This is a genomic window from uncultured Psychroserpens sp. (assembly GCF_947501425.1).
Classification (GTDB): Bacteria; Bacteroidota; Bacteroidia; order Flavobacteriales; family Flavobacteriaceae; genus Psychroserpens.
In genome coordinates, this window is record NZ_CANMVN010000001.1 from 371962 (window position 1) to 397843 (window position 25882).

Annotated in this window: 23 protein-coding genes and 1 tRNA gene; 9 read left to right on the forward strand and 15 right to left on the reverse strand. The window is 34.1% G+C overall.

The window, feature by feature from the left end; translation table 11 throughout:
• Nucleotides 1–2: 2 nt before the first annotated feature.
• From rsmA to Q0951_RS01740, 7 genes are all read right to left on the reverse strand, one after another.
• Nucleotides 3–794: a 16S rRNA (adenine(1518)-N(6)/adenine(1519)-N(6))-dimethyltransferase RsmA gene (gene rsmA / locus Q0951_RS01710; RefSeq protein WP_299333457.1), complete on the reverse strand. Its 792-nt coding sequence runs from the start codon at nucleotides 792–794 to the stop codon at nucleotides 3–5.
• Nucleotide 795: 1 nt separating this feature from the next.
• Nucleotides 796–1122, reverse strand: a complete 327-nt coding sequence (locus tag Q0951_RS01715; protein WP_299333460.1) for a DUF4286 family protein — start codon at nucleotides 1120–1122, stop codon at nucleotides 796–798.
• A gap of 45 nt (nucleotides 1123–1167) precedes the next feature.
• Entirely contained in the window at nucleotides 1168–1680 is a 513-nt protein-coding gene (locus tag Q0951_RS01720) for a GNAT family N-acetyltransferase (protein WP_299333462.1), read from the reverse strand.
• A gap of 5 nt (nucleotides 1681–1685) precedes the next feature.
• A complete protein-coding gene (locus Q0951_RS01725) occupies nucleotides 1686–3461 on the reverse strand; it encodes a tetratricopeptide repeat protein (RefSeq protein WP_299333465.1) in 1776 nt (591 codons plus the stop codon).
• 416 nt (nucleotides 3462–3877) lie between these two features.
• Complete coding sequence (serS, locus tag Q0951_RS01730; protein ID WP_299333467.1) at nucleotides 3878–5152, reverse strand: serine--tRNA ligase; 1275 nt, start codon at nucleotides 5150–5152, stop codon at nucleotides 3878–3880.
• A gap of 75 nt (nucleotides 5153–5227) precedes the next feature.
• Complete coding sequence (locus Q0951_RS01735; protein ID WP_299333468.1) at nucleotides 5228–6553, reverse strand: HTTM domain-containing protein; 1326 nt, start codon at nucleotides 6551–6553, stop codon at nucleotides 5228–5230.
• Complete coding sequence (locus tag Q0951_RS01740) at nucleotides 6543–7475, reverse strand: bifunctional riboflavin kinase/FAD synthetase (protein ID WP_299333470.1); 933 nt, start codon at nucleotides 7473–7475, stop codon at nucleotides 6543–6545. Before Q0951_RS01740 ends, Q0951_RS01735 begins: the two co-directional genes overlap by 11 nt.
• A gap of 225 nt (nucleotides 7476–7700) precedes the next feature.
• On the opposite strand from Q0951_RS01740, the gene Q0951_RS01745 reads away from it, so the two are divergent.
• Nucleotides 7701–9746, forward strand: coding sequence for a T9SS type A sorting domain-containing protein (locus tag Q0951_RS01745; protein WP_299333473.1), 2046 nt, complete (start codon nucleotides 7701–7703; stop codon nucleotides 9744–9746).
• 121 nt (nucleotides 9747–9867) lie between these two features.
• Nucleotides 9868–13215 (forward strand): reprolysin-like metallopeptidase, encoded by a 3348-nt coding sequence (locus tag Q0951_RS01750; protein ID WP_299333476.1) that lies wholly within the window; start codon nucleotides 9868–9870, stop codon nucleotides 13213–13215.
• A 50-nt stretch (nucleotides 13216–13265) separates the two neighbouring features.
• Here the strand turns inward: Q0951_RS01750 and pth are convergent, their stop codons facing one another.
• The 3 genes from pth to Q0951_RS01765 all read right to left on the reverse strand — a co-directional run bounded on the left by pth (nucleotide 13266) and on the right by Q0951_RS01765 (nucleotide 15606).
• On the reverse strand, nucleotides 13266–13832 hold the full coding sequence (gene pth / locus Q0951_RS01755; RefSeq protein WP_299333479.1) for an aminoacyl-tRNA hydrolase: 567 nt from the start codon (nucleotides 13830–13832) through the stop codon (nucleotides 13266–13268).
• A gap of 147 nt (nucleotides 13833–13979) precedes the next feature.
• Nucleotides 13980–14639, reverse strand: coding sequence for a 50S ribosomal protein L25/general stress protein Ctc (locus Q0951_RS01760; RefSeq protein ID WP_299333483.1), 660 nt, complete (start codon nucleotides 14637–14639; stop codon nucleotides 13980–13982).
• A gap of 25 nt (nucleotides 14640–14664) precedes the next feature.
• Nucleotides 14665–15606 (reverse strand): ribose-phosphate pyrophosphokinase, encoded by a 942-nt coding sequence (locus tag Q0951_RS01765; RefSeq protein ID WP_299333486.1) that lies wholly within the window; start codon nucleotides 15604–15606, stop codon nucleotides 14665–14667.
• Between the two features lie 143 nt (nucleotides 15607–15749).
• Between Q0951_RS01765 and Q0951_RS01770 the strand changes: the two genes are divergently transcribed.
• From Q0951_RS01770 to Q0951_RS01790, 5 genes are all read left to right on the forward strand, one after another.
• Nucleotides 15750–15831 (forward strand) — tRNA-Leu (locus tag Q0951_RS01770).
• 238 nt (nucleotides 15832–16069) lie between these two features.
• A complete protein-coding gene (locus tag Q0951_RS01775; RefSeq protein ID WP_299333489.1) occupies nucleotides 16070–16660 on the forward strand; it encodes a HupE/UreJ family protein in 591 nt (196 codons plus the stop codon).
• A gap of 89 nt (nucleotides 16661–16749) precedes the next feature.
• A complete protein-coding gene (locus Q0951_RS01780) occupies nucleotides 16750–17589 on the forward strand; it encodes a hypothetical protein (RefSeq protein WP_299333492.1) in 840 nt (279 codons plus the stop codon).
• A gap of 31 nt (nucleotides 17590–17620) precedes the next feature.
• Nucleotides 17621–18052, forward strand: a complete 432-nt coding sequence (locus Q0951_RS01785) for a dCMP deaminase family protein (protein WP_299333494.1) — start codon at nucleotides 17621–17623, stop codon at nucleotides 18050–18052.
• Nucleotides 18052–19683 (forward strand): S41 family peptidase, encoded by a 1632-nt coding sequence (locus tag Q0951_RS01790; protein WP_299333497.1) that lies wholly within the window; start codon nucleotides 18052–18054, stop codon nucleotides 19681–19683. The genes Q0951_RS01785 and Q0951_RS01790 overlap by 1 nt, the downstream gene beginning before the upstream one ends.
• A gap of 55 nt (nucleotides 19684–19738) precedes the next feature.
• Here the strand turns inward: Q0951_RS01790 and Q0951_RS01795 are convergent, their stop codons facing one another.
• From Q0951_RS01795 to Q0951_RS01805, 3 genes are read right to left on the reverse strand one after another with little or no spacing between them, the layout of a single operon-like run.
• Nucleotides 19739–20341, reverse strand: coding sequence for an FAD-dependent oxidoreductase (locus Q0951_RS01795; protein WP_299333500.1), 603 nt, complete (start codon nucleotides 20339–20341; stop codon nucleotides 19739–19741).
• A complete protein-coding gene (locus tag Q0951_RS01800; protein WP_299333503.1) occupies nucleotides 20341–20544 on the reverse strand; it encodes a hypothetical protein in 204 nt (67 codons plus the stop codon). Before Q0951_RS01800 ends, Q0951_RS01795 begins: the two co-directional genes overlap by 1 nt.
• A 19-nt stretch (nucleotides 20545–20563) precedes the next feature.
• A complete protein-coding gene (locus tag Q0951_RS01805; RefSeq protein WP_299333855.1) occupies nucleotides 20564–21151 on the reverse strand; it encodes a MarC family protein in 588 nt (195 codons plus the stop codon).
• A 111-nt stretch (nucleotides 21152–21262) separates the two neighbouring features.
• Here Q0951_RS01805 and Q0951_RS01810 point away from each other — a divergent pair, with 111 nt between their 5' ends.
• Nucleotides 21263–21829: a DUF3109 family protein gene (locus tag Q0951_RS01810; RefSeq protein WP_299333506.1), complete on the forward strand. Its 567-nt coding sequence runs from the start codon at nucleotides 21263–21265 to the stop codon at nucleotides 21827–21829.
• Between the two features lie 120 nt (nucleotides 21830–21949).
• Nucleotides 21950–22657 carry a DUF4412 domain-containing protein gene (locus Q0951_RS01815; protein WP_299333509.1) on the forward strand — a complete coding sequence of 236 codons (708 nt, stop codon included), beginning with the start codon at nucleotides 21950–21952 and terminating at the stop codon, nucleotides 22655–22657.
• Here Q0951_RS01815 and Q0951_RS01820 read toward each other — a convergent pair whose 3' ends face one another.
• Nucleotides 22658–24646, reverse strand: a complete 1989-nt coding sequence (locus tag Q0951_RS01820; protein ID WP_299333511.1) for a tetratricopeptide repeat protein — start codon at nucleotides 24644–24646, stop codon at nucleotides 22658–22660.
• 1 nt (nucleotide 24647) lies between these two features.
• Nucleotides 24648–25382, reverse strand: coding sequence for a LytTR family DNA-binding domain-containing protein (locus Q0951_RS01825; protein WP_299333513.1), 735 nt, complete (start codon nucleotides 25380–25382; stop codon nucleotides 24648–24650).
• Nucleotides 25383–25882 lie beyond the last annotated feature (500 nt).

Here is a 25882-nt window from a genome sequence, read left to right on the forward strand (position 1 = left end):
TACTAATCTACATGGTCGTTCTCAATGAGTTGTGTAAGTTCTAAAAATGAATCTACACTCAGTTGTTCCGGACGTTTGCCAAATATAACATTTGCTTTTAAATTATCTGAAAGATTAAAGGTTTTTAAACTGTTTCGCAATGTTTTTCTACGTTGTTGGAAAGCGGTTTTTACAACTCTGAAAAATAGTTTTTCATCACATGGTAAAGTGAAGTTGTCTTTTCTTTTCAATACTAATACACCAGAATCTACTTTTGGAGGTGGATTAAATACTGTTGGAGGTACAGTAAATACATATTCAGCATCATAAAAAGCCTGAGTTAATACTGAAAGTATGCCATAGACTTTAGAACCTTCTTTTGAGCAAATACGTTGTGCTACTTCCTTTTGAAACATACCTGAAAATTCAGGAATCTGCTTGCGCATTTCCAATGTCTTAAAAACAATCTGAGTTGAAATATTGTAAGGGAAATTTCCTATGATTGCAAAAGGTTCATCATTGAAAATGGATGTGAGATCATATTTTAAGAAATCTTGTTCATATACTCGATCTGCCAAATTAAGGAAGTTGGCTTTTAGATACGCTACAGATTCTGTATCAATCTCAATAACATGCGTTTTAATTGGCTTTTGAAGTAAATACTTAGTTAAAACACCCATTCCAGGTCCAATTTCCAGTACGTGCTTATAGCCTTCCAGACTTAATGTGTTGGCAATCTTTTGAGATACCGACTCATCTGTTAGGAAATGTTGACCTAAGTGTTTTTTTGCTTTTACTTGATAGTTATTTGCCACGTTACTTAAATTTTACAGTATACTCATCTACAATTTGAAGTTCAGTTCTAAAGGCTAACATTTTATCTGCAAACTTTTTAAGACCTTCCTGACGTAGTTTATCAGCATCTTCTCTGTAATAAGCGTCTAAAGCTTCTCTGGAGTAAGAACGGTATTGAATAGAATAGGTTTGTCCGCCCATGTCTTCTTCAACCAATACTTGGGATAAGGTTGCTCTGTCAAATTTTCCTGTTCCCAATACTTGAGGAATATGTTCGGTTTTCATCCATTCTAGCCACTCGGCATGAACAGTATCGTCAATATTGACTGTAACGTTATAAATAATCATTGTATTAATTTAACAGATTCTGCTATTAGCACAGAATATAAATTTCTATAGATCTTTTGCAAATAACAGAAGTTCTTCGTCCTCTTCAAAGGGTTTTACTCTTTTTTGGTAAGATAAGCCTAATTTTTCCAACAAATTAATGGATGGTTTATTTATTGGAAGTGTAATAGCACAAAGTGTTTTGATATTAAATGTGGTTTTGGCAAGTTTTATAATTTCACTGGCAGCTTCATAACCATAACCTTTTCCATGATAGTCGGGAAGTATAGAAAACCCAATATCTACATGTTCAAGTTGTTCGCGTTTCAATAATCCAGTAGTACCAATAGCTTTTAAGTTTTCAGATTTCACCTGAATTTTATAGTAGCCGTAGTCATATAATTCGTAGCATTTTAACTGATTGTTCTGAATATAATTAGCAGCGTCTTCAACTGTTTTGATATTTCGGTCTCCAATGTACTTTAACCAATCAGGTGAATTCATTAACTCCAAGATCATTGGTGCATCATCGACTGTGATTTTGGAAAGTATAAGTCGGTTGGTTTCGGCAATTATCATTTGAATTAATTTATAGCATCACCACGTAGCATTCTGAAACGTTTTCTGGCTTCAATAAAATAGATGCTGTCTTCATGGTTGAATATGATATGTTCGTAGAGAGCTTTAGCTTTCTCTGGCTGATTCAACTGATATTGGTAAAGTTCAGCTAAATAAAAATGAGCATCATCTGCTAAAATTTCATCTCTGTAATTCGCAATAATATATTCGTAGCTTGTTACAGCTTTTTCGATCTGATTGGTCTTTTCATACAGTTTTGCTTGCATAAACAGGGCTTGGTCTTCTATGGTTTCACCTTTGTGTTCCGTTAGAATTTTATCTAAAAGAAAAATGGCTTCTTCGTTTTTGTTTTGAAAAGACATCAGGTCAGCCTTAGAATATAACCTTAGAGCGGTTTGTAGTGAATCTTCATCTTTATTATCTGAAATGAGCAGTTTGAGTTCCAGAGCATCATTCGCTATGAGTTGTGATGTAGAAGATTTTAGAATCTTTAATTGAGATTCTGCCCATTCAAAATCACCTTTGTAATAGCTTGTTTTTGCTACTTTGAATCTTGCTTCCTGAGAAATGGTACTATTCTTTAAATTAAGTTGAATTTGAGAATAATAAATCAAAGCTTCATTAAAACGCTCTTGAAATACTAGAATGTCACCTAATTTTAGTTTTACAGTGGCTTCCTGAAATGCAGAAAGTTGCAAATCCAGACTCTTTTTTAAGAAGTCACTTGCCATTTTTGGTTCATGTTTATAGAAGGCAAGAAAATCACCATAGGCAATTTGTAGAGCAATAGTTTGTTCGTATTTACCATACTGATCAAACAGTGCATTGAATTTTTTATCAATATCATCCATCTGTTTTTTTTCAGCATTATTGATTTCAATTTCAAGCATATATTGATGGGCAGTCAGCCTTGTTTCTATGTCTTGAGAATTATCTAATACAAATTCAAAAATGGAGTTAGCAATGTTATTTTGCTTTTCTTTTACAGTTGTGAGGGCAAGATCTAAAATACGACTCAGACTTTCTTGACTTCTACGATATAGAGCCTTTTCCTGTATAAAAGCTTTATTGTATTCTTTTTGTTGAATGTATAACCAACTTAGTAAATCATACCAATAAGGATCGGGTTGTGCCTGTAGTTTTTTAAGTAATATCTTTCTTAAAATTAGATTGTTTTCATTGTCTTTATTCTCTGAGACGAAATCACTAAAAGCGCGTTTGGCATTATTCAAGAAACTTGGCTTGACTTCAATGTAGTTTATATAGTTAGCAAATAATTGTTCGATATTTCCTTGTTCACCATAGATACGAGCCATTTGCATATTAAAGTTGAAATCAGGATTGAGTTCCATTCCTTTTTTATAGGTCTCTAATGCCAGGTCCAGAAGTGAATGATCCTCAAATTTTTTGGCTATTCCGTAGGTATAGCTTGGTTTTTCTTCAACTTTAAGTAAGGCTCTATTGTAGTAATCATTTGCTAGATTTATACTGTCTTTAAGTTGGTAGTTATAGCCTAGTTCCACCAAAAGTGGAGGGTAATTAATTTCTTTCATTCGTTGCTCAATCAACGCTTGAGCTTCGTCATAGCGCTCCAGTTGTTGGAAGGTCTCTATAATTTTATAGATATACTTAGAGCTTTTTTTCTTTTCGTTTAACTTTTGATATGTTAACAGTGCTTTTTCAAATTCACCACGTTTAAAATAATCGTCTGCTAATTGCTCACTCTGTGCAAAAACCAGAGAGTAACTACAAATAAACAGTAAAACTAAAAGACGACGCATATTCAATAATTTATGTAAATATAACAAATGCAATTACGAGATATTGTGAATGTTTTTATAATTAATTCGTTAAAATCGTAAAAAAAATGCCTAAACGTGAGTTCAGGCATTACCAACCAAAATAAATGTGCTATTAATCACTATTTTTTAAAATGATTCAGTTATTCTGCTGTGGCTTTTTTTGTAGGTCTTGTGAGATGTCTGTATGCTTTAAAAAAAGACTTTGCTTGCCATAACAATAAGAGTTACAAGCAATACGATGCGTTTAATGTTTTTCATAATAAGTAGGTTAGTTCTTATTTGGAATACTAACTTCTCAATTATTATTAAAAAAACAAAGAAAAATGCTAAAAAATCGTTGAACAACGTCTTTTTTTAGCATTTAAACGATAAATACATGTAAAATTCTTACAAATTTAGATTTTATCAAATCCTGTGTATGGAATTAAAACTTCAGGTATTTGTATCCCATCTTCAGTTTGATAGTTTTCAATAATACCAGCTAGTACCCTTGGTAATGCCAAAGAGCTTCCGTTCAAAGTATGGCACAATTGAGTTTTACCGTCTTGATTCCTGAAACGCAATTTTAAGCGGTTAGACTGAAAGGTTTCAAAATTTGAGACACTAGATATTTCCAACCAGCGATCCTGAGCTGTTGAGAATACCTCAAAATCGTAAGTTAAAGCAGCAGCAAATCCTAGATCTCCACCACAAAGCCTTAAAATTCTATAAGGAAGCTTAAGTTCTCTTAAAATATCTTTGACGTGTTCTATCATCCCCTCAAAAGCCTTATATGATTGCTCAGGATGCTCTACACGTAAAATTTCTACCTTATCGAATTGATGTAATCGATTTAACCCTCTTACATCTGCACCATAGCTACCAGCTTCAACTCTAAAGCAAGGTGTATAGGTTGTTAATTGTTGGGGTAATTGAGATAGGCTTAGTATATCGTCGCGATAAATATTAGTAGCAGGCACCTCTCCAGTTGGAATTAAGTATAAACTAGGTTCTACATTGGTTGCATGATACATTTGACCCTCTTTATCTGGTAATTGACCAGTTCCAAAGCCAGAGGCTTCATTTACAAGGTGAGGCACTTGAACTTCGTTATAACCAGCAGCAGTATTTTTATCTAAAAAATAAGCAATCAATGCACGTTGTAATTTTGCACCTTTCCCTTTATAGACTGGAAATCCAGCTCCTGTAATTTTATTTCCTAATTCAAAATCAATGATATCTAGCTCTTTAACTAATTCCCAGTGTGGTTTTGCATTGGCGTGAAGTTTTGGAATGTCTCCTTCTTTAAAGACCTCCTCATTATCTTCGTCTGTATTTCCTGCAGGAACCGTGTGGTGAGGTATATTTGGAATTTGATACAAAAGCTCTGTAAGCTCCTCAGCTTTCCTATTAAGTTGGTCTTCTAAACCTTTAGAATCTTCTTTAAGTTGGGCGCCTTTTTCTTTCAAAGCATTGGCTTCAGATGCTTTTCCAGATTTATAAAGATTACCAATTTCCTTAGCAATAGTGTTACTTTCTGCTAATGTATTATCAAGTTGGGTTTGTAATTTTCTACGTTGTTCATCAAGTGTAATGACATTATCTATCATCTGAGAGGCATCCATATTTCGTTGTTGTAAACGTTCAATGACCTCGTCTCTGTGTTCTCTAATAAAAGCAACTTGTAGCATGGTATTCTTTAATTTATATACATCCTTATCACATTAAGGATCTATTATTTTTGAAACGCCAAATTTAATGAATTGTCAGTTATTTTCGTCTTGATTTGGAAGTAAAATCCAATCATGATGACTAAAATGACTCCACTCTTCATTAGCCAGATCAACTTCTGGGTTGATCAATTGTTTGGACGGCTTACCATTGACACTCACAAAAGCTCTAACATAGACTTCAATATCTACTCCTTTTTTGGCATAATCACGTTTAAGATGTTGAGCAAATTGCCAGATAAAATCTGGTTTAGAACTCAGTGATCGCTGTTGCTTTTTTGTAACATAATCATCTAGTTTAACAGGAATAACAGCTTTTGATGCTTTATCTACAACTCTAAAACTCGTTCTTGCGCTTTTTGAACGTAACATCATTCGCCAGGATAATCGGTGTCCTTCTTCAGTCCATAAAACATCTCCAGCGATAACATGATGGCGCAAAGGAAGTAGTATTTGAACAATAAAGTAGATTACAAAAACAGCTTTAAATGATTTAGCATAACGTGGTGTTTTTACCTCACCTTCGGAATAAAATATTTTTCGTTTTAAGAACAGCTTTTGTATGCTTTTAGGTTCAAAAAAGAATACTGCAAAAGCGAGTGATAAATAAGGAAATATACCAACTTGAAAAATGAATGAATTAAATAAATGAAAGAATATAGATGCAAAAAAAGCTAGCTTACGGGTTCGTTTCCAAAGTAAAAGAGGGATGACCAATCCATCAAACAAGATTCCGCCGTAAGCCACAAAGTAATGTACCCATTTTTCTTGAAGCAGTTCTCCAACCAAAATATAATTCTGTTTGGCTTTCATGAGTAATTCAGGAACGGTCAGGTCAATCCAATCAGGATACATTTTTGCGATGGAAGCATACGTATACAGAATAAATAATTGAATAAAGAAAAACCAACGACACCAATTAGGCATTGAGTTAGTTTTAATTTCAGGATTCTGTTTTGCATCTATGGAAGCATATCGATGTGCAGGCATTACGACCATAACCGCACTTAGGATCATTAAAAAGTAGTAATGATTATTGTAGGATGATTTTTGCATGAAGTAGGTTCCGGCCCACAACAATGTAAAGGCTAACATGTTTATTCTGTATTTATAGCCTACCATTACAAAAATGCCACAAATAGCCATAGTTCCATAGTAAACATACATCCAAGGACCAGGGAGTGGCTGGAGCCAGTCAAAACCTATAAAATTAAACGTGAATTGTGGGTCTATAAGTGTTCTTTTAACCCAACCCGTCAAGATGGCTCCAAAGCTTTCTAAAAAGATCAAAGCACCAAAAAACATTCTAAAAACTACAAGCGCACTATTATCGATATGTTTAAATAGAAACTTATTCATCATAGGTTTGAATAAACTTTAACGTTTGGTCTTTATCTTTTTTGAGTTGTGATTGAAGTTGCTCTACAGAGTTAAACTTTCGTTCATTTCTTAAACGGTGTAAAATCTCAATTTTTAGTGTTTTTCCGTATAAATTAGTATCAATATCAAAAAAATTAACCTCAATAGATTGTTTCTTTTCGTCAAAAGTTGGATTTGTTCCAATATTCATCATACCAAAAACAGTTTGGTCATTTATAATAGACTTGACGGCATAAACACCATGTTTCGGTATAAGTTTATAAGGTTTTTCGATATCGATATTTGCCGTTGGAAAGTCAATGGTTTTACCAATTCCTTTCCCTTTAATAACACAGCCTGTTAAAAAATATGGATACCCAAGGTAGGCATTAGCTGTTTGAATGTCTCCATCTTTAAGCGATTGTCTTATTTTAGTCGAACTAACAGCAACATCTTTAATGTCTTGAACTGAGATTTCCTCAACTGTAAATCCAAATTCTTTACCAAAAAGTCTAAGGTCATCAATGTTAGCAGTTCTGTTTTTTCCAAAGTGATGATCGTAACCAATAATAATGTGTTTAGCGTTGAGCTCGTCAACCAATATAGTTTTCACATAGTCATAAGCAGATAGGTTCGCAAAGTCCATGTTAAATGTTTTGATTACGAGTTGGTCTATACCAAATTTCAATAGAATTTCTCGACGTTCTTCAATAGTATTAAGTAGTTTAATGTCAAAATCAGGTTGAATTACCATTCTGGGATGAGGAAAAAAAGTTAAAACCACCGATTTTAAGTTTTTTGATTTCCCTGTATTTATTAATCGTTGAATAATTTTTTGATGACCTATATGTACACCATCAAAAGTGCCAATGGTGATTACCGAAGCTTCATTTATATCTGGATTAGAATTGAGATGTTGATTCAACGTTAATTTTTTTGATAAAAATAACTATAAACCCAAGACGAATGAAAAAATTAATGTCAATTAATTTTCAAGGTTTTAGCTTCTTAGACATTTATTCATAGAATTATGATTTTAAGCACATTGTTTTAGTTAAAAACTTAATTTTTTGTTAATAAAATCATTGATTTTCATTAGATTTGACGTCAATATTCAAAATACTTACATTTTTAACTAATAAAATCGTCTATGAAAAAGAATTTTACTTTAAAATCAATTTTCGCAATACTTATGCTTTTCTGTGTTATTAGCAGTTATTCCCAAGAACGAACTTGTGGAATGGTTGAGTATATGGAGCAGCAGATGCAGGATCCAGTTTTTGCGAAAGAATATGAGTTAAATCAGAAAAAATTTAAGGCTAGACTTCAAGAGATGTTATCTCAGGAAGATTTCAGTCAGAGAGGAGCTACAATCGTTATACCTGTAGCAGTGCATTTTCCAACAGGAAATGAAGCTGATAGAGACTGTCTGGAGGCATTGGCTCAAAACCAAATAGATATTTTAAACGCTGATTACTCAGGTACGAATGCTGATATATCTCAATGGACTTCAGCTAGTGCAAATTATCCAGGGATAAATACTGGTTCAGCAAATATCTCATTTTGTATTGCTGTATCAAATCACCCTGTAGGTTTAGATCCAGAATTACTTGAAGGAAATCCAGCTGTAACCATTGGTTACAACTTTGGTGGAGGAACTGAAACTGATCCAGCTTGGGGAGGATATATGAATTTCTTAATTAAGCCACTAGGAGGCGGTACCTTAGGATTTTCACCATTCCCTGGAAGTATAGCTGCAGGACAAGCGGTAACTATGAATACATTTGCTTTTGGTTCAGGAGCGGGTTGTCCAGGTTCTGGTATCGTTCCAGGAGCGCCTTTTAACTTAGGTAGAACCGTAACGCACGAATTAGGACATTTTTATAACCTTGATCATACATTTACAGGATCATGTGCTACAGATGATGGTGTTGCCGATACACCTAACATTGTCAATCCAACTTATGGTTGTCCTGCTGCTGGTAGTGTTGCCGGATGTACTGCAACACCATCTCTTACTATGAGTTATATGGATTATGTTGATGATGCTTGTATGTATATGTTTAGTGCAGGTCAAACCACCAGAGTGGATGCTTATGTTTCTGGAGTGTTACAGTCTCAACTGAAACCAAATGTTTGTACACCTGCCAGCCCAGGATTTAATCTTACAGCTAATAATAGTCCTATATTGAGTTGTCCAACTACAGATACTCAAGCAGTATTTGATTTGACCTTTACAACAGTATCAGGATTTAATGAATCTACTACATTTTCTGCAACTGGTGCACCAGCTGGAGCAACAGTGACATTTACTCCTGGATCTTTAAGTTCAGATGGAAACTTTACAATGACTATAGGTAATTTAGGAGCAACAGCTCAAGGTGTATACACGATTACTGTTACTGGGACATCATCTCCAGGAAATATAGTTGAAACTGTTGATGTTGTTCTTGATAACTCATGTACAGAAATTGTATGTGATACTTACGGATCAGCGACAGGATTGAACTTGTCAATTCCAGATGGAACTGGTTTCACTGGAACTCAACCAGGTACACCACTTACTCATGTCATTAATGTGCCAGATTCCAACACAATAGAAGATATTAAGATCAACGTAGATATTTCACATACTTATATTAGTGACTTATTAGTTCTTATTACACATCCTGACGGAACAACAATTATTGATGTTTGGAATGGCGATTGTGGTAGTAATGATGACTTTGATGTAACTTTTGATGATGCAGGTGGAGTTATTAATTGTGGAAGTCCAACTACAGGTACATTTGCACCTAATACTGCACTGAGTACTTTTTATGGCTTAGATTCACAGGGTGATTGGACCATTACTATACAAGATTTCTTCGAACAAGACACAGGTGTTTTAAATGATTGGTCTATTGAAATTTGTTCATTACAATCATTAAGCACTGAAGAGTTTTTAGTTGAAGACTTCTCAATTTTCCCTAACCCAAATACAGGTGAATTTACAGTTAACTTAAATTCTTCGTCTAGTAATGATATCACAATTGATGTATTTGATATCAGAGGACGACGAATCTTCAATAATAGCTATGCTAATACTGCAGATTTTAGTGAAGTAGTTAGATTGAATAATGTTCAATCTGGAATGTATCTTGTTACAGTTAGTGACGGAGACAAAAAAGCTACCAAGAAAATAGTAGTAGAATAATACATATATATCTAATAAAAAGAGAGGCCTATTGTCTCTCTTTTTTTTTAAACCTTCTTTAAATTGTAAGCTGTCAATTATTTAACGACTAATCATTTTTTTAACATAAAGCCATCAACTTATGAGAAAAACACTAACCCAAATTTCAACAGTTTTCTTCTTGCTCTTTGTTGTATCTACTTACGCACAAACAAGAGACTGGCAATTTATCAATCCTGATAAAGCCATTAATAAAATCGAATTACAGGTTTTAGACAACACTAATTTTAGTGTGTTTCAATTGGATATTGAAAATTTCAAATTGAAATTGACTGATGCACCCAAGCGAAAAGCATCAAATGGACAATCAAACACGATTGTTCAATTTCCAGATGTCAGTGGAAAACTTAAACAATACCGAGTAGTTGAAACTCAGATTTTTTCTTCTGAAGATAATGAAAATCAACATCCAGATATTAAAACTTACTTAGGATCAAGACTAGATAATTCTGGGACAAGAGTCCGATTTAGTGTAACACCTTTAGGGTTAAATGCCATGATCACAGAACCCGGAAAAGAAAATTATTATATACAACCAGCTACCAAAGTGGCAAATGGGCAATATTTGATATACAATCGAAATGCCAAACAAAGTCCTATGGACTCTTTCGAGTGTCTAACGGAAGACCTTAATATTCCAACGCGATCAGAGAGAACAACTCTTAATAGAGATGCTAACGATCAAGTTTTAAGAACGTTTAGAATTGCCATTTCAGTGACTCAGGAGTATACCAATTTCTGGGATGACGGAAACAATGCTAATGGTAATAATAGAGCAGATGCACTTGCTCAAATGATTTCAACCCTCAATAGAACTAACGAAGTTTTTGAAGTAGACATGGCTATCACCTTTCAACTGGTTGATACAGCTGATGATCCTGCTCTTGATCTTATTTATTCACCAACATTTCCAGATCCTTATGGTGGAGATTTAAATGGAGATCTACAAACTAACCTCACAGCAACGGTTGGAGAATCTGATTATGATATTGGACATTTGTTAGCTTTTGGAGGTAATAACGGTAATGCAGGTTGTATTGGTTGTGTATGTACTAATGGAAAAGGGAGTGGATTTTCATCTCATAGTTTTTTAGATAATGATGGCGGACCATATATGGCAGATTTTTTTGATATTGATTATGTACCACATGAAATTGGTCATCAAATGGGAGCAAACCATACCTGGTCATTTGGTTCTGAGGGAACAGGAGTTAATGCCGAACCAGGAAGTGGTACCACCATTATGGGGTATGCAGGAATTACAGGTCCTGACGATATTCAAGATCATTCTGACCCATATTTTCACTTTTACAGTATTGACCAAATATTAGATAATGTGACAACTTCTCCTAATACTTGTGCAGTACCGACAGGGATTACGAATGATCCTCCAGTAGCCGATGCTGGAGACGATTATATCATACCACAAGGCACAGCATTTATTTTAAAAGGAGATGCTACTGATCCTAATGGAGGTGATGTACTAACTTATACTTGGGAGCAAATTGATGATGGTGTAACTACAAACACCAATTTTGGTCCTACTAAGACAACTGGTGCTGTTTGGAGATCAAGACCACCAAGTGTGTCGCCAAATAGATATATGCCAATTTTAGAGCGCGTTCTTGCTGGACAATTAACAGAGTCTAATCCAGTAGAGACTGTAGATAATACATCATGGGAAACGGTTTCAACAGTTGGAAGAAGTTTAAATTTCGCACTTACGGTTAGAGATCGATCTGAAGCTGGAGGCGTTGGACAAACACCTCAGTCTGATTTTGATTTTATGACAGTTACTGTCGATGGAACATCTGGACCATTTGCTGTGACATCTCAAACTTCTAATGTCATCTGGGATGCTGGTTCTACTCAGACTGTAACATGGGACGTTGCTGGAACTGATATAGGGTTAGTCAATACTCCAACGGTGAATATACTGCTTTCAATTGATGGCGGACAAACATTTCCGTTTACCTTAGCCTCTAATATTCCTAATAATGGAACAGCAGATATCACAGTACCTCAAACAGGAGACACCTCTGAAGCCAGAGTTATTGTTGAGGGGAATAATAATATTTTTTATGCTGTGAATTCTAGTGATTTCACAATTCAGAGTTCTGAGTTTGTTATCACGTTTGATAATACTGAATTGGATGTATGTCAGCCAGATAATGCGATATTCAATTTTACTTATAATACGTTTTTAGGATTTACTGATACGACTACATTTAGCGTTAATGGATTACCAGTGGAGGTTTCAGCAGTAATTAATCCAACTACTGCTTCAGCTGATGGTACTACAGGAACTGTCACTATAAGTGGTACTGGTAGTTTAGCTGAAGGAAGTTATCCTTTTACTTTTGAGGGGAATTCAGGAGGGATTAATCAAACTGTAGATTTAACCTTAAATGTGTTGAGTAATAGTTTAAGTTCGGCCGTATTAACATCTCCTGCAAATGGAGCTTTAGGTTTGGATGATGAAGTAGATTTAATGTGGACAGGAGATGCTAATGCACAGGACTATTTAGTTGAAATTTCAACTCAATCTAATTTTGCTAGTATTTTTGATAGTGCCACAGTTCAAAGTACATCGTATGCTGTTTCTGGGTTATCTGCTAATACACAGTATTTCTGGAGAGTCACTGCGTCTAATTTATGTGGTAATGCAAGTCCTTCAACTGTATTTAATTTTACAACTGCTAACATCATCTGCCTAACACCAAGTGCAACGGATACACCAATTGCTATTTTAGAAACAGGTAATGCTACAGATAATTACACATCTGTGATTACTATTACAGATAATGAACCTGTTACAGATGTCAATGTCACTATTAATATTGAACATACATGGAACAATGATTTGGATATCTTTTTAATTAGTCCGTCAGGAACAGTAGTAGAGCTATCTACAGACAATGGTGATGCAGGTGATGACGATTATACTAATACCGTTTTTGATCAAGAAGCGGTAACACCTATAACTAGTGGGACGTCTCCATTTACAGGAACTTTTATTCCTGAGGGAGATTTGTCTGTACTTTATGGCGAAACATCTGGTGGTAATTGGACATTATCTGTTGATGATGATTTTGGCACAGCTGATGGCGGACAAATATTAGAGTTTACTTTAGAGCTCTGTATTGAGCCAACATTATCCGTGGAGAATGTAGGTATTGATACTATTGATTTCGGGATTTATCCAAACCCTAATAATGGATCGTTCAATGTAAAACTCAATAATGCGATCTCTGACCGAATTGAAATTTCAGTTCATGATATTAGAGGACGAAGGATATTTAAAAATAGTTATGAGAATGATTCTAATTTTAATCAAGCCATTACATTAAATTCTGTTCAGTCAGGAATGTATTTGGTGACTGTTAAAGACGGAAATCAACAAGTGACGAAGAAAATAGTGATAGAGTAAATCACTGAAATATATATAATAAAAAGAGAGGCTAATACAGCTTCTCTTTTTTATTTGCCGTTAAATGTATTCATGGTATTACTTACTCCAGCTGTACCAAAAGATTTAATAAGTTCAATGGATTTATCTAGACGTTCGGATAGCTTTTCAGTCTCTTCACTGGTCCATTCGCCTAAGACATAATCCACTTGTCTACCTTTACTGAATTGGTCACTAATTCCAAATCTAAACCGATTGTATTTTGTCGTTTGTAGTGTGTTTTGAATATCTCTCAACCCATTATGACCACCATCACTACCTTTTGTTTTTAGCCTTAGACTTCCGAAGGGAAGATTGAGATCATCAGTAATAATCAATACATTTTCAAGAGGTACTTTCTCCTTAGTCAACCAATACTTTACTGCTTTACCGCTTAAATTCATGTAGGTGCTGGGTTTTAAAAGAATAAATGTGCGGCCTTTGAATCTAAAGGAGGTGAGGTCACCCAGCTTTTGAGTTTCAAATTTAAGATCTTCTTTTTCTGCTAAAGCATCTAAAATTTTGAACCCTATATTGTGTCTTGTATTAGCATATTTGTCTCCAATATTGCCAAGTCCGACGATGAGAAATTTTTTCATAGGATCAGTATCATCAACATCTAAAGATGTAGAGTTCCAATTAAATAAATTACGTATAAACTTCCAGATAATTAAAGTGTTTGTGTAAAAATAAAAAAGCATTCTAAATAAATAGAATGCTTTTTATAATTATAGAATATATATGTTCTATTCTTGAGCTGGCGCATCAGCTGCTGGAGCATCTCCTCCTTCAGTTGCTGCTGCAGTTCCTTCAGCTCCTTCTTCTAATTCTTCATCTTCATCGTCATCTTCAACAATAGCAGTTCTAGCAGTTTTAATTTGTACTACAACAGTGTTGTCAGAATGTAATAAAGTGTAACCTTCACCTTCTAGTGCTGTTACATAAAGCTTGTTACCAATTTTAAGTGGTGTGATATCTGCTTCTAAGAAATCAGGTAAATTTTTAGGGAGCGCTTTCACTCTTAATTTACGTCTGTTTCTACGAAGAACACCTCCATTTAAAACGCCTCTAGACGTTCCAATAATGTGTACAGGAATGTCCATAGCAATTTCTTTGTCTTCAAATAGACGGTAGAAATCTATGTGTAAGATTCTATCTGTTACTGGGTGAAACTGGATGTCTTGTAAAACAGCATCATAAGTTTCGCCATTGTCTAAGGCAATCACAACTGTATGCGCATTAGGCGTGTATACAAGTTTTGAGAAAGCCAATTCTGGTGCAGAGAAATGCACGTTTTGGTCTCCTCCGTATAATACGCAAGGAACCTGACCAGCATTACGTAGGGCTTTCGTTGCCTTCTTGCCCACGCTTTCTCTTTGAGATCCATTGATTGTAATTGATTTCATTTTCTGTGTTTATATTAATATTAAATTACATTAAAAATTTAGAGCTAATTGATTTGTTGTAGTGTACATTATGCATGACTTCAGCAAATAAATCGGCACAACTCAAAACTCTAATCTTTTCACTTTTTTGTTTCAGCGGAATTGAATCTGTTACAATCAATTCTTCCAGTTTAGAATTTTCAAGTTTCTTGTAAGCATCTCCAGATAAAATAGGGTGTGTACAAATAGCTCTTACGCTAAGTGCTCCTTTTTCCATCATAAGATCTGCAGCTTTCGTTAAAGTTCCGGCTGTATCCACCATATCATCTACCAAGACAACATTCTTACCTGTAACATCTCCAATAAGTTCCATATGAGAGATTACATTAGCTTTTGCACGTTGTTTGTAGCAAATAACCACATCACTCTCTAAAGCTTTAGAATAAGCGTAGGCTCTTTTAGAACCACCCATATCTGGTGAAGCAATTGTGAGGTTGTCTAAATTTAAAGACTTCAAATACGGTAAAAATATGGTTGAAGCGAATAAGTGATCAACTGGTTTTTCAAAAAATCCTTGAATCTGATCTGCATGTAAATCCATAGTGATGATTCGAGTTGCACCAGCAGCTTCCAACATCTTTGCTACTAATTTAGCAGCAATAGGAACTCTAGGTTTATCTTTTCGATCTTGTCTTGCCCATCCAAAATATGGTAATACAGCTGTGATATGTCTGGCCGATGCACGTTTAGCAGCATCAATCATTAACAACATTTCCATTAAATTTTCAGGACCAGGATGTGTAGAACCAATGATAAAGATTCGTGTTCCTCTTATAGATTCTTCGTAAGATGGTTGAAATTCACCATCACTATACGTTGATGTAATTACATTACCTAAAGGCACACCAAAAGTGGCTGCGATTTTCTCTGCAAGTTCTTTACTTTGTCCACATGCAAAAATTTTTGCTTCTGTTGCTCCAGTTGGCATTGGTAATTAATTATTTAAGGTTTTTAATTCGCTTTGTTTTAACGAGGTGCAAATTTATGAATTTATTTCAACTGAAAAAGCATAAAACCTACTATTTTTGCTAGATTGTAATAAATTATTTTATAATTTTGCAGTCCTAATTTGCTCAAGTGGCGGAATTGGTAGACGCGCTGGATTCAAAATCCAGTGACTTCGGTCGTGTGGGTTCGATTCCCACCTTGAGTACGAATACATCATCAAAGGATGAAAATACAAGCGAGTTTCAAAATGAAGCTCGCTTCTTTTTTGAAATATAGAGAGGTGTTTTCTTTGATGATGTTCAAAGCGACGCTTTGGGAACAACGAACAAAGTGAGTTAATCCCACTTTGAGTACAAATGCCCTTAACACTAACGTTGGAAGCTTTTTTATTTTTCAAATCAATTAAATCCTGTAACTTTGGTTCAACCCAAATAAAAAACGCTATGATTGACAATGTTCTGTCAAATTTTCAAGATGGAGTCTTCCATGTGCTTCATCTAAACGCCTACGACCACATCTTATTTTTAATCGTACTCGTTATCGCCTATCTATTTAATGATTGGAAACGTGTATTGTTGTTAGTAACAGTGTTTACCATTGGTCACTGTATTTCATTGGCATTAACAACTTACGACATTATCAGAGTCAATGTAAAATTGGTGGAGTTTTTAATTCCGTTAACCATTTTAGTGGTGGCCTTATTCAATGTGTTTACAGCAGGAAAAAAATCACATGGCACTAAAGTCGGACTCCTATTTTTTGCAACGCTGTTTTTTGGTTTGATTCACGGATTAGGATTTGTAGGTGCTTTTGAACAAATGATTTCATCTTCAGAAAGTAAATTATTAGCACTTTTAGAAATCGGACTTGGGATTGAAGTTGGTCAACTTATTGTGGCTTTTGTAGTCCTATTTTTGAGTTTTCTGTGTCAAACCATTTTTAGATTTTCTAAACGCGATTGGGTCATGGTCATTTCGGCTATTGTGGTTGGATTTATCTTACCAATGCTTATTCATCATGAATTATTATCCTGAAATTAGAATCCCAACGTAAGATTTGATAAAACTTTAACGAAATGTAAACAGCCCATACAATTCTAACCTTTTATCTTCGTTAAACTGAAATGAGCAATTTTTTATTACGCAGATTTATTGTCACGAAGAGATTATTCCTCTTACTATCACTCATATTAGTATCCTGTTTTCAAGGAAATGAATACAAGACTGAACTTGAAGCTTATGTAGATGAAGATATTAGGATTAATAAGAATAGAAAAGAATACGAAGTATCTGCTCTGGAGGTTTTGGCAGAAGAAAAGCCGCAAGAGTTTGAAATAATGTATAAAGAAGCTAAAAATATTAATTTTCTTGTTTCTGAATTTGAAAGTTTTGTACTGAAATCAGAATCTATTGATTCAATTAATCTAAAATTAAATTTTTTTAAAGAAAATATCTCTACGCTCAATTTGAAGCAATTCAGAATGTTAAACGAAGAGTTAGATTTACAATCATTAACGAGATTATCAGAGAAATATAAGCTTTTGAGTAAGTTAAAAAGTATAAGCTTTGAAAGATATAACATATTAAGATCTATAGGGTGTGATTTGTCTGGAATATCAAGCTATAGAACTAAAATGTTAGCATCCAGATTAAATGATAGTGTAGTTGTATTAAATGTTTTTAGTAGATTATTAAAGCAATACAACACCAATGAAGATGATTTATCTCTAAATGTTACTATAAATCAAAATATGAAAGCAAATACTTTTATTGGTTTACATATAAAACCAATCACTAGTTATATGGCTTATCTTGTAAAATCAAGGTCTGATACACTTTTTGTAGATGCAATTCTAAGAACAAATGAAAGGGCTAAGCTTGTAATTGCAAAGAACTCATCATATATTTATGTTGGTGAATTAAAAGAATTTGATGAACATTATTTAGAGGACTATTTTAAATAAATCTAGGATGAATAAAAAGCATTCAAAATAAATGCCTAAAGACAAACAATTACGATACGACAAAGCCTACCTTAGAATAGCGAAAGAATGGGGTAAATTATCCCATTGCAAGCGTAAACAGGTTGGCGCACTTATTGTAAAAGATAGAATGATCATATCCGATGGTTACAATGGTACACCAACTGGTTTTGAGAATTACTGTGAAGATGACAAAGGTTATACCAAATGGTATGTATTGCATGCCGAAGCTAATGCGATATTAAAAGTAGCGTCGTCAACACAATCTTGCAGAGGAGCAACATTGTATATCACCTTATCACCTTGTAAGGAATGCAGCAAATTGATTCATCAGGCTGGAATCGTAAGAGTGGTGTATCATGAAGCCTATAAAGACTGCTCAGGAATAGAATTTTTAGAAAAAGCTGGAATTGATCTGGCACTTATAGAAGATGTAACTGTATAATGGCATTTGAAAAGAAATACATACCACTTATTGTTGGTGTTGCGATAGCAGCTGGTGTTTTTATTGGCGGAAAGTTGAATTTCTCTGATACCTCTGATCGTTTGTTTACGTCTAACAGCAAAAAAGACAAACTCAACCGACTCATAGATTATATTGATTATGAATATGTGGATGAGGTCAATACCGATAGTATTGTAGATGTCACTGTTAATGGTATTCTCGATAATCTAGATCCGCATTCTACTTATATTCCTAAAAGCGAATTAGAACGGGTTACCAATAATATGAAAGGTGATTTTGTTGGCTTAGGTGTTAATTTCTATACCTATAATGACACAATTACAGTGATTAGAACTATTGAAGGCGGACCAAGTGAAAAAGCTGGTATAAAAGCTGGAGACAGAATTTTAACTGCTGATGGCGATTCTATCTTCGGAAAAGAATGGAGTAACAGAGATATTATCAATAAACTGAAAGGAGAAATCAATTCAAAAGTTAAACTTTCAGTCTATAGAAAAGGTGAGGACGACATATTAAAGTTTACGGTTAAACGTGATGTGGTTCCTATTAAGAGTGTTGACGCAGCTTATATGCTCACTGATAAATTAGGCTATATTAAGATCAACCGTTTTGCAGAGTCCACCTATAAAGAATTTAAAAAGGCATTAGATCAATTGCAAGATCAAGGCGCTACGCAATTGGCATTGGATCTTCGAAATAATCCTGGTGGATTTTTAGGTATTGCTGAACAAATTGTAGACGAATTCCTAGAAGATGACAAATTGATTTTGTTCACTAAAAATAAAAAGGGTAGAGTGGAAAAATTCTATGCGACCAAACGCGGTGATTTTGAAGAAGGCGAAGTCTATATTCTTATCAATGAAAGTTCAGCTTCTGCCAGTGAAATTGTAGCAGGTGCACTTCAGGATAATGATAAAGGAACCATCGTAGGAAGACGAAGCTATGGTAAAGGTTTGGTGCAACGTGAAATGTCTCTTGGTGATGGTAGCGCAGTGAGATTAACAGTTTCAAGATATTACACACCAACTGGACGCTCTATCCAACGACCATATGATAATGGTAAAAATTCCGACTACTATAATGATTACTACAAACGTTTAAGCAGTGGAGAATTAGAGAATCCTGAAAGTATTGAAATTGCCGATTCTTTAAAGTTTAAAACTCCAGAAGGCAAGGTAGTATATGGTGGAGGTGGTATCATTCCTGATATTTTTGTGCCATTAAATACATCGCATCAAAATGAAACGCTTAATTATCTGAAACGTAGAGAGTATATCAGCAATTTTGTGTTTATAGAACTGGATAAAGACCGAAGTATCTACGACGGTGTAGAAGCTGAAGACTTCATAGAAAATTTTGAAGTTAGTGATGATATTGTGATCAAGTTTCAGGATTATATCAATGAGAAAGAGCGCACCAATATTACTTTTGTAGCTTACCATGATCAAATGCGCCGACTCATAAAATCAGAATTAGCCGAACAGCTCTATGGAAGTAATGTTGCTGAAAAAATTCTAAATGAGACTGATGATATGATTGAAGAGGTAATTCTTTTAAGTCGCGGTGACGAGCTTTTTGAAACGGAACCTTCCGAAGGCCAAGAGGATTAATCCAATATTAGTAAGCTTAAGACTGCATTTTGTAATTTATCTAGTATGAAATGTATTATACTTTATCGTGAACCTTGGTATGCTTTCCGTTATTCCAAAGTGTTAAGATATCAGTAGCAACTTGTGCACCACTTCCTGATGCAATAGCAAACTGACTTCGCCAACCCGCTAGAGTTCCAGCTACATACAGTCCATTATCAACAAGATGATCCTGATTTTTTAACCAGATGCGATCTTTTTCAATTACCGCTCTTGGATGTGGCTCAATGTAATCTTCGAGTCCTTTTATAGTCATTAGACTTGTATAGCCTACTGCAATCACAACGAGTTCCGATTGATATACATTTTTATTAGTTGTAACGATAAAGTGGTGTTCAGATCGTATGACCGAAGTCACCTTTTCTTTCTCTATCTGTTCAACATGAGGATATAACGTATCAAGTTGAGCTTTACCATTGTTTAAAATATCAGCACCTAAGGTGCCAGGAGCGAGGCCAAGCACATTATTAAATAAAGCATTTTGTAAATGCGAGGTCTTTTGATGCATGATAATGCCAATACGCTTATCTGAGGCAAAAGGTTTAAACTTTGCTGAACCTAAAACCAAAGCACATGACATGCCAGCCGCTCCACCACCAATAATTAGAGCGTTATACATTAGTCGCGACCTTTTAGTTTGTTATCTACGCGTTTAGATAATCGTAAGATCTGTAGTAATGCAATGGCACAAAGAGATGCAAATATGGTGATCAAGGCAACAATACTCTGACCTTCAAAAAGATTGTCAAAATCAAGCATTCTTGCATTGTAAACAATAAGTCCTAATGCAACAATAGTAACTAAAATGGTGAAATATTTCATCTGTTCTTATCTTATATAATTACGCAAGTTCAAAAAGCGCTTTAATATTGTGAGCAAATAATTTTACTGCAATTGCCAACAAGATCACACCAAATACTTTACGGATAATATTAATCCCGTTTTGACCGATCATGCGTTCAATTCTTGCAGATGTTTTTAAGACTACAAAGATAATGATAACATTCAGTATAACGGCAATAATAATATTTTCAATTCTGTACTCTGCTCTTAGTGATAGTAAGGTTGTTAAGCTACCAGGACCTGCAATAAGAGGAAAGGCTAATGGAAATACAGAAGCAGTCATTGCTGCATCTTCATCTTGCTTATATAATGTAATACCTAAGATCATTTCTAAAGCAATAAAGAACAGGATGAACGCTCCAGCAACAGCAAAAGAGTTTACTCCTACACCAATAAGGGATAAAATGGTTTTTCCTATAAATAAGAATACAACCATAATCACACCTGCTATAATCGAGGCTTTTTCACTTTGTATATGTCCTACTTTTTTTCGTAAATCGATGATAATAGGAATATTTCCAATAATATCAATTACAGCAAATAATACCATAAATGCTGTAAATATTTCTTTAAAATTTAATTGAATGTCCATAATTTCCAATTTTCGGCAAAAGTAGGTCTTTAATACAGATATATAACATTATTAAATCGTAAAGTTTAACTATTTTTGCTGGCAGCATTTTTAGTGTAAAAACGTATGTTTCAGTTAGGAAAAACAATAGTTTCAGAAGATATCATAGAAAAAGACTTTGTGTGTAATTTATCGGCATGCAAAGGCGCTTGTTGTATCGATGGCGATGCTGGAGCTCCTTTGGATAACGATGAGGTTCAGATCTTAAAAGAGATTTATCCTAAGGTGAAACCTTTTTTACGACAAGAAGGAATAGAAGCCATTGAGAAACAAGGCACTCATATTACAACAGATTTTGGCGATTTTGAAACACCGTTGATCAATGGAGCTGATTGTGCCTATGTTATTTTTGATGATAAAAAAACTGCGCTCTGCGGAATTGAAGAAGCATACAATCAAGGTGAGATCTCATGGAAAAAACCAGTGTCTTGCCATCTCTACCCTATTCGTGTTAAAGACTACTCTGAATTTTCTGCAGTCAATTATGATAAATGGGAGATTTGTGATGATGCCTGTGCCTTAGGTAAAGAATTACAAGTGCCTATCTATAAATTTGTTAAGGAAGCTTTGATTCGAAAGTTTGGAGAAGATTGGTATTCTGAGTTGGAAAAAGTGGCTGAAAATTATCGCTAGATTTTTATAGCTCCAATCACACACAATTTTTAACCACCTATACATTAGTGTTTTACATATACACAATTCTTGTGTAATTTGAAGGTTTTCAGACTATTAATTCTTAAACCTTCAAAAACAATGAAAACGCAACACATTACAAAAATTACTCTTTTCCTAGCATTTTTTGTCTTTTTCAATAATGGCTATGCGCAAAAAGCATCTAAGGTTCAATTGCCTTCCAATTATGAGTTTAACTATATCTACAAACTTAAAATGACCCATAAAAAAGGTGACATGACCTTTGATTATTATTTAAAAGAAGGTGCCAAGTACTTTGGGTTTGATTCTGCGGAAATGAGCAAAGCCAATCCAGATGCGAAAGTATTTATGGTTATGGACAATGATCTTGGAATTACAGCTATGTTTATGGAAATGATGGGTAAAAAAGTAGTTCAGAAGACCAAATTAAAGGGTTCAGACTTTAAAGATGACACAGACAATAGTAAATATAATTTTAGTAAAATAGACTCAAAAACCATTTTGGGTTATGCATGTGAAGGTTTTGTAAGTGAAAATGATGAGGTTAAAATCACCTTTTATATCACTGATGAAGTTCCTGTAAGTTTTAATCAGGTTTGGGGTGTTAACAAGAAGAATATTCCAAAAGGGTTTAATCCTGCTTGGATGAAAAAATATGAGGACAATGGTCTCATGATGGAGATGATTTTTGTGGATAAAAAGAAATCTAAAAACAATATGACCATGCAGTGTACAGGATTGGATAAAACCGATTTTTCAATAGATACTTCTAAATATGGTTCTATGATGTCTGCTTTTGGTGGATAATTAAGCCGTTTGTAAAATTGAGGAACGCGTTGGAATATCCACTATAACTTTTGTCCCAATAGCTTTTTGTTGATCGTCATAAAGATCCTCAATAGAAATATTATAGTCGTTGGTATAGCTTTTAGAAAAGTTGGTTAATCTGGCTTTTGTGATGGCGATACCAACAGATTTTCGTTTGAGTAGTTTGTCTCTGTTAATTTTATCAGCTTCAACCCTTCCTATGCCATTATCGGTTATTGAGATGGTTACCGAATCCTCTTTAGTTCTGTAAACATGAAGTTCAATTGTTTTCTTGCCTTCTTTTTTTGAAGACAATCCATGCCAAAGTGCATTTTCTAAAAAGGGCTGCAATACCAATGAAGGGACTTTAATATTGGCTGTATTGATCACATCATCAACAATAATCTCAAAATCTATTTCATTAGAGAATCTGATGTTTTCAATATTCATATACAACTTCATGGTTTCTAATTCGTCTTCTAAAGAATTCTCTTTTTCTGTAGAAGCTACCAGAATCTTCCTGATAAGTTTAGAAAATTTATTGAGGTAATACACCGCATTTTCCTTTTCGTTGTTAATGATATACAGCTTTATGGAGTTTAAAGAATTAAAAATAAAATGCGGATTCATCTGACTGCGAAGCATGTCCTGCTCTAAAGTCAATATTTGTTTTTCCTGTTGTAATTGACGGTTTCGGTATAATGAAACCAATACACCCACAATAATAGCCAGAGCAAGCATGGAGTACCAAAAAATCTTTTTGTTGCGCTCCAGTTTAGATTTTACAATTTGGTTTTCACTGGCTAGTGCTTTGATTTCTTTATTTTTTGCTTCATTTTCATATTGAATAATAACATCGTTCACATAGCGCAGATTTCGGTCATTATTAATGGTTTTTTCTATGTCAACAGATTCTTTATAATGGGTATAGGCTAATTGGTAATTACCAGTTTCATTATATAACTCTGAAAGCCGCTTGTCGGCTTCAACAATAGACAGGTTAAGGTTGTATTGCTTCGCAACTTCTAGTCCGCGCTTTAAATTTTTTTCCGAAGCATTGAGTTCGCCCATTTCTTTTTGAGTCCAACCTAAGTTGATAAATGACGAGGCAATGTAAAACTGATCTCCAATCTGTAGTGCCTTTTCTAAAGCTTTTTCAATGATAACTTTAGCATCGGTATATTTTCGTTGTTTGATATACACTTGACCGATACTGTTATAACAAATCACACGACCTAAATTAGAGTCGATCTGTTCATTGTATTCCAAAGACAACTTATAATTTCGAAGTGCATTCTCCAAATCACCTTGCGCTTCGTAAGCATAACCAATATTTTGGTAATTGATGGCTAATCCTAATCGGTTACCAGATTTTTTCTCAATAACTAATGACTTCTGAAATTGTTTTGATGCCAATTCATATTGCTCTAAAATGAGATAGATATTACCAATACTATTTTGTGATACCGCTATATTATAGGAAATGGTTTCAGAAGGATTTTCAACAGAACGTGCTATGTCTAATGCTTTAGAGTGAAAATCTAAAGCTGGCTTTACAAGGTCCATTCTTCGATAGGCAACACCTATATTATTTAAACTAACAATTTTTAGTTCGGTATTATTAGCTTCATCTGCTACAGTCTTAGCGTCTTCATGTGTTGATATAGATTGCTCATAATAGGAAACATTTCTGTAAATAACGCCTAGTGCATTAAGAGCGTAACTCTCACCTTCTAAATAGTTGTTTGCTTTTGAAACGCTTATCAAACGCTTCATTTTAATGCTATCACGTGTATGATCTCTTATAATGGAGTCTATACTGGCATATTGAATTGGCTTTGACGAGATTAATGTGCTGAGGGTTTTTTCAAATTCTGAAATGGGATCATCCTGGCTATAAGATCTATTGGAACTTAAAAAACACAAGAGGAGAAGTGCTAAAAAAGCAATAGTTGTTACTTTGTTTGTATGAGATTTGAGACGTTTCAAACTATAGTTTTTCTAAAAAGTCAGATTTGCGTTGTCTTGCAACAGGAATTTTATGATTAGACTCCATAATGACGTAACCTTCGCTTTTGATAAACTCTTTAATTTTATTCAAGTTAATAATAAATGAGTTATGTATCCTAAAGAAATAGTGTTGAGGAAGAATGGCATCCACTTCTTTAAGCTTTTTAGTGATGACAATATTTTGTTGTTTTGATGTTACTATGGTACTGTAGTTGCCATCAGACTCAACAAATAAAATATCATCTATATCTAGGAATATAAGCTTACCATCTGTATTTATAGTGATTTTCTTTTTATCAAATTTCTCGTTAAAACTAACTAAGACCTCTTCTATCTTTGAAGAGTTGACTAATCTGCTATTAAATTTTTTGATTTTTTTGATAGTATCTTGTAGGTCGTCAGTGTCTATGGGTTTCAATAGGTAATCAATAGCCTCGTGCTTTAGAGCTTTAATAGCGTATTCATCATAAGCAGTGGTAATCACTACAGCAAAGTCCTTGTTTGATAATTTTTCCAGAAATTGAAAGCCATCCATTGTAGGCATCTGTATATCAAGAAATAAACAGTCAGGAGTATTCGTATTTAAATAGGTAATAGCCTCCTCTGGATTAGAAAAGGTTTCAATAATTTCGATATCGTTACTAAAATTTGTGAGTTCCCATGAAAGACCTTGAATGGCTTTTGGTTCGTCATCAACTATTACTGCTTTAATCATATACCAAATATAAAAGATAATACAATACAATGATTGTATTATGTATAGTTAGCACAATTTCCTGTGTAAAGTGTTTTAAAGTATGTATTGACTTAAATGTTTGAATATTGTTTTACCAGTTATACACTATTTCTTACCAACCATACAAATTGAAACTTTAGGCCGCATATTTTTTTTCATATTTGACATGAGATTAAGGTGACCAACCAATTAATAGAAAAAAATAGGGTGATCGTGGGGATTCACTATTTTGATTAAACGCTATTAATCATAAAAAAGTCAGGTGTAATCCTGACTTTTTTTTAGCCTTATTGTCATGTAACAAAACTTCATATTAGTAAATAGTTTAGTTAGTTTAGTTAATTATTAGGGTAAAAAAAGAGAGCTTTCGGCTCTCTTTTTTTTATTGTCTTTTGATGCTTTTTTTTGAAACAATATTTTGCAGTAAACATCACTTGTGGCTAATTTTTTAATAGGATTATACTTACGTTTTTTAATTA

Coding starts and splice junctions, on each gene's coding strand:
- Q0951_RS01725 (WP_299333465.1), bottom strand. CDS start 3,461: ATGCGTCGTCTTTTAGTTTTACTGTTTATTTGTAGTTACTCTCTGGTT.
- Q0951_RS01780 (WP_299333492.1), top strand. CDS start 16,750: ATGAGCAATTTTTTATTACGCAGATTTATTGTCACGAAGAGATTATTC.
- Q0951_RS01760 (WP_299333483.1), bottom strand. CDS start 14,639: ATGAAATCAATTACAATCAATGGATCTCAAAGAGAAAGCGTGGGCAAG.
- Q0951_RS01815 (WP_299333509.1), top strand. CDS start 21,950: ATGAAAACGCAACACATTACAAAAATTACTCTTTTCCTAGCATTTTTT.
- Q0951_RS01790 (WP_299333497.1), top strand. CDS start 18,052: ATGGCATTTGAAAAGAAATACATACCACTTATTGTTGGTGTTGCGATA.
- Q0951_RS01785 (WP_299333494.1), top strand. CDS start 17,621: ATGCCTAAAGACAAACAATTACGATACGACAAAGCCTACCTTAGAATA.
- Q0951_RS01800 (WP_299333503.1), bottom strand. CDS start 20,544: ATGAAATATTTCACCATTTTAGTTACTATTGTTGCATTAGGACTTATT.
- pth (WP_299333479.1), bottom strand. CDS start 13,832: ATGAAAAAATTTCTCATCGTCGGACTTGGCAATATTGGAGACAAATAT.
- Q0951_RS01750 (WP_299333476.1), top strand. CDS start 9,868: ATGAGAAAAACACTAACCCAAATTTCAACAGTTTTCTTCTTGCTCTTT.
- Q0951_RS01720 (WP_299333462.1), bottom strand. CDS start 1,680: ATGATAATTGCCGAAACCAACCGACTTATACTTTCCAAAATCACAGTC.
- Q0951_RS01775 (WP_299333489.1), top strand. CDS start 16,070: ATGATTGACAATGTTCTGTCAAATTTTCAAGATGGAGTCTTCCATGTG.
- Q0951_RS01745 (WP_299333473.1), top strand. CDS start 7,701: ATGAAAAAGAATTTTACTTTAAAATCAATTTTCGCAATACTTATGCTT.
- Q0951_RS01715 (WP_299333460.1), bottom strand. CDS start 1,122: ATGATTATTTATAACGTTACAGTCAATATTGACGATACTGTTCATGCC.
- Q0951_RS01735 (WP_299333468.1), bottom strand. CDS start 6,553: ATGATGAATAAGTTTCTATTTAAACATATCGATAATAGTGCGCTTGTA.
- serS (WP_299333467.1), bottom strand. CDS start 5,152: ATGCTACAAGTTGCTTTTATTAGAGAACACAGAGACGAGGTCATTGAA.
- Q0951_RS01810 (WP_299333506.1), top strand. CDS start 21,263: ATGTTTCAGTTAGGAAAAACAATAGTTTCAGAAGATATCATAGAAAAA.
- Q0951_RS01825 (WP_299333513.1), bottom strand. CDS start 25,382: ATGATTAAAGCAGTAATAGTTGATGACGAACCAAAAGCCATTCAAGGT.
- Q0951_RS01765 (WP_299333486.1), bottom strand. CDS start 15,606: ATGCCAACTGGAGCAACAGAAGCAAAAATTTTTGCATGTGGACAAAGT.
- Q0951_RS01795 (WP_299333500.1), bottom strand. CDS start 20,341: ATGTATAACGCTCTAATTATTGGTGGTGGAGCGGCTGGCATGTCATGT.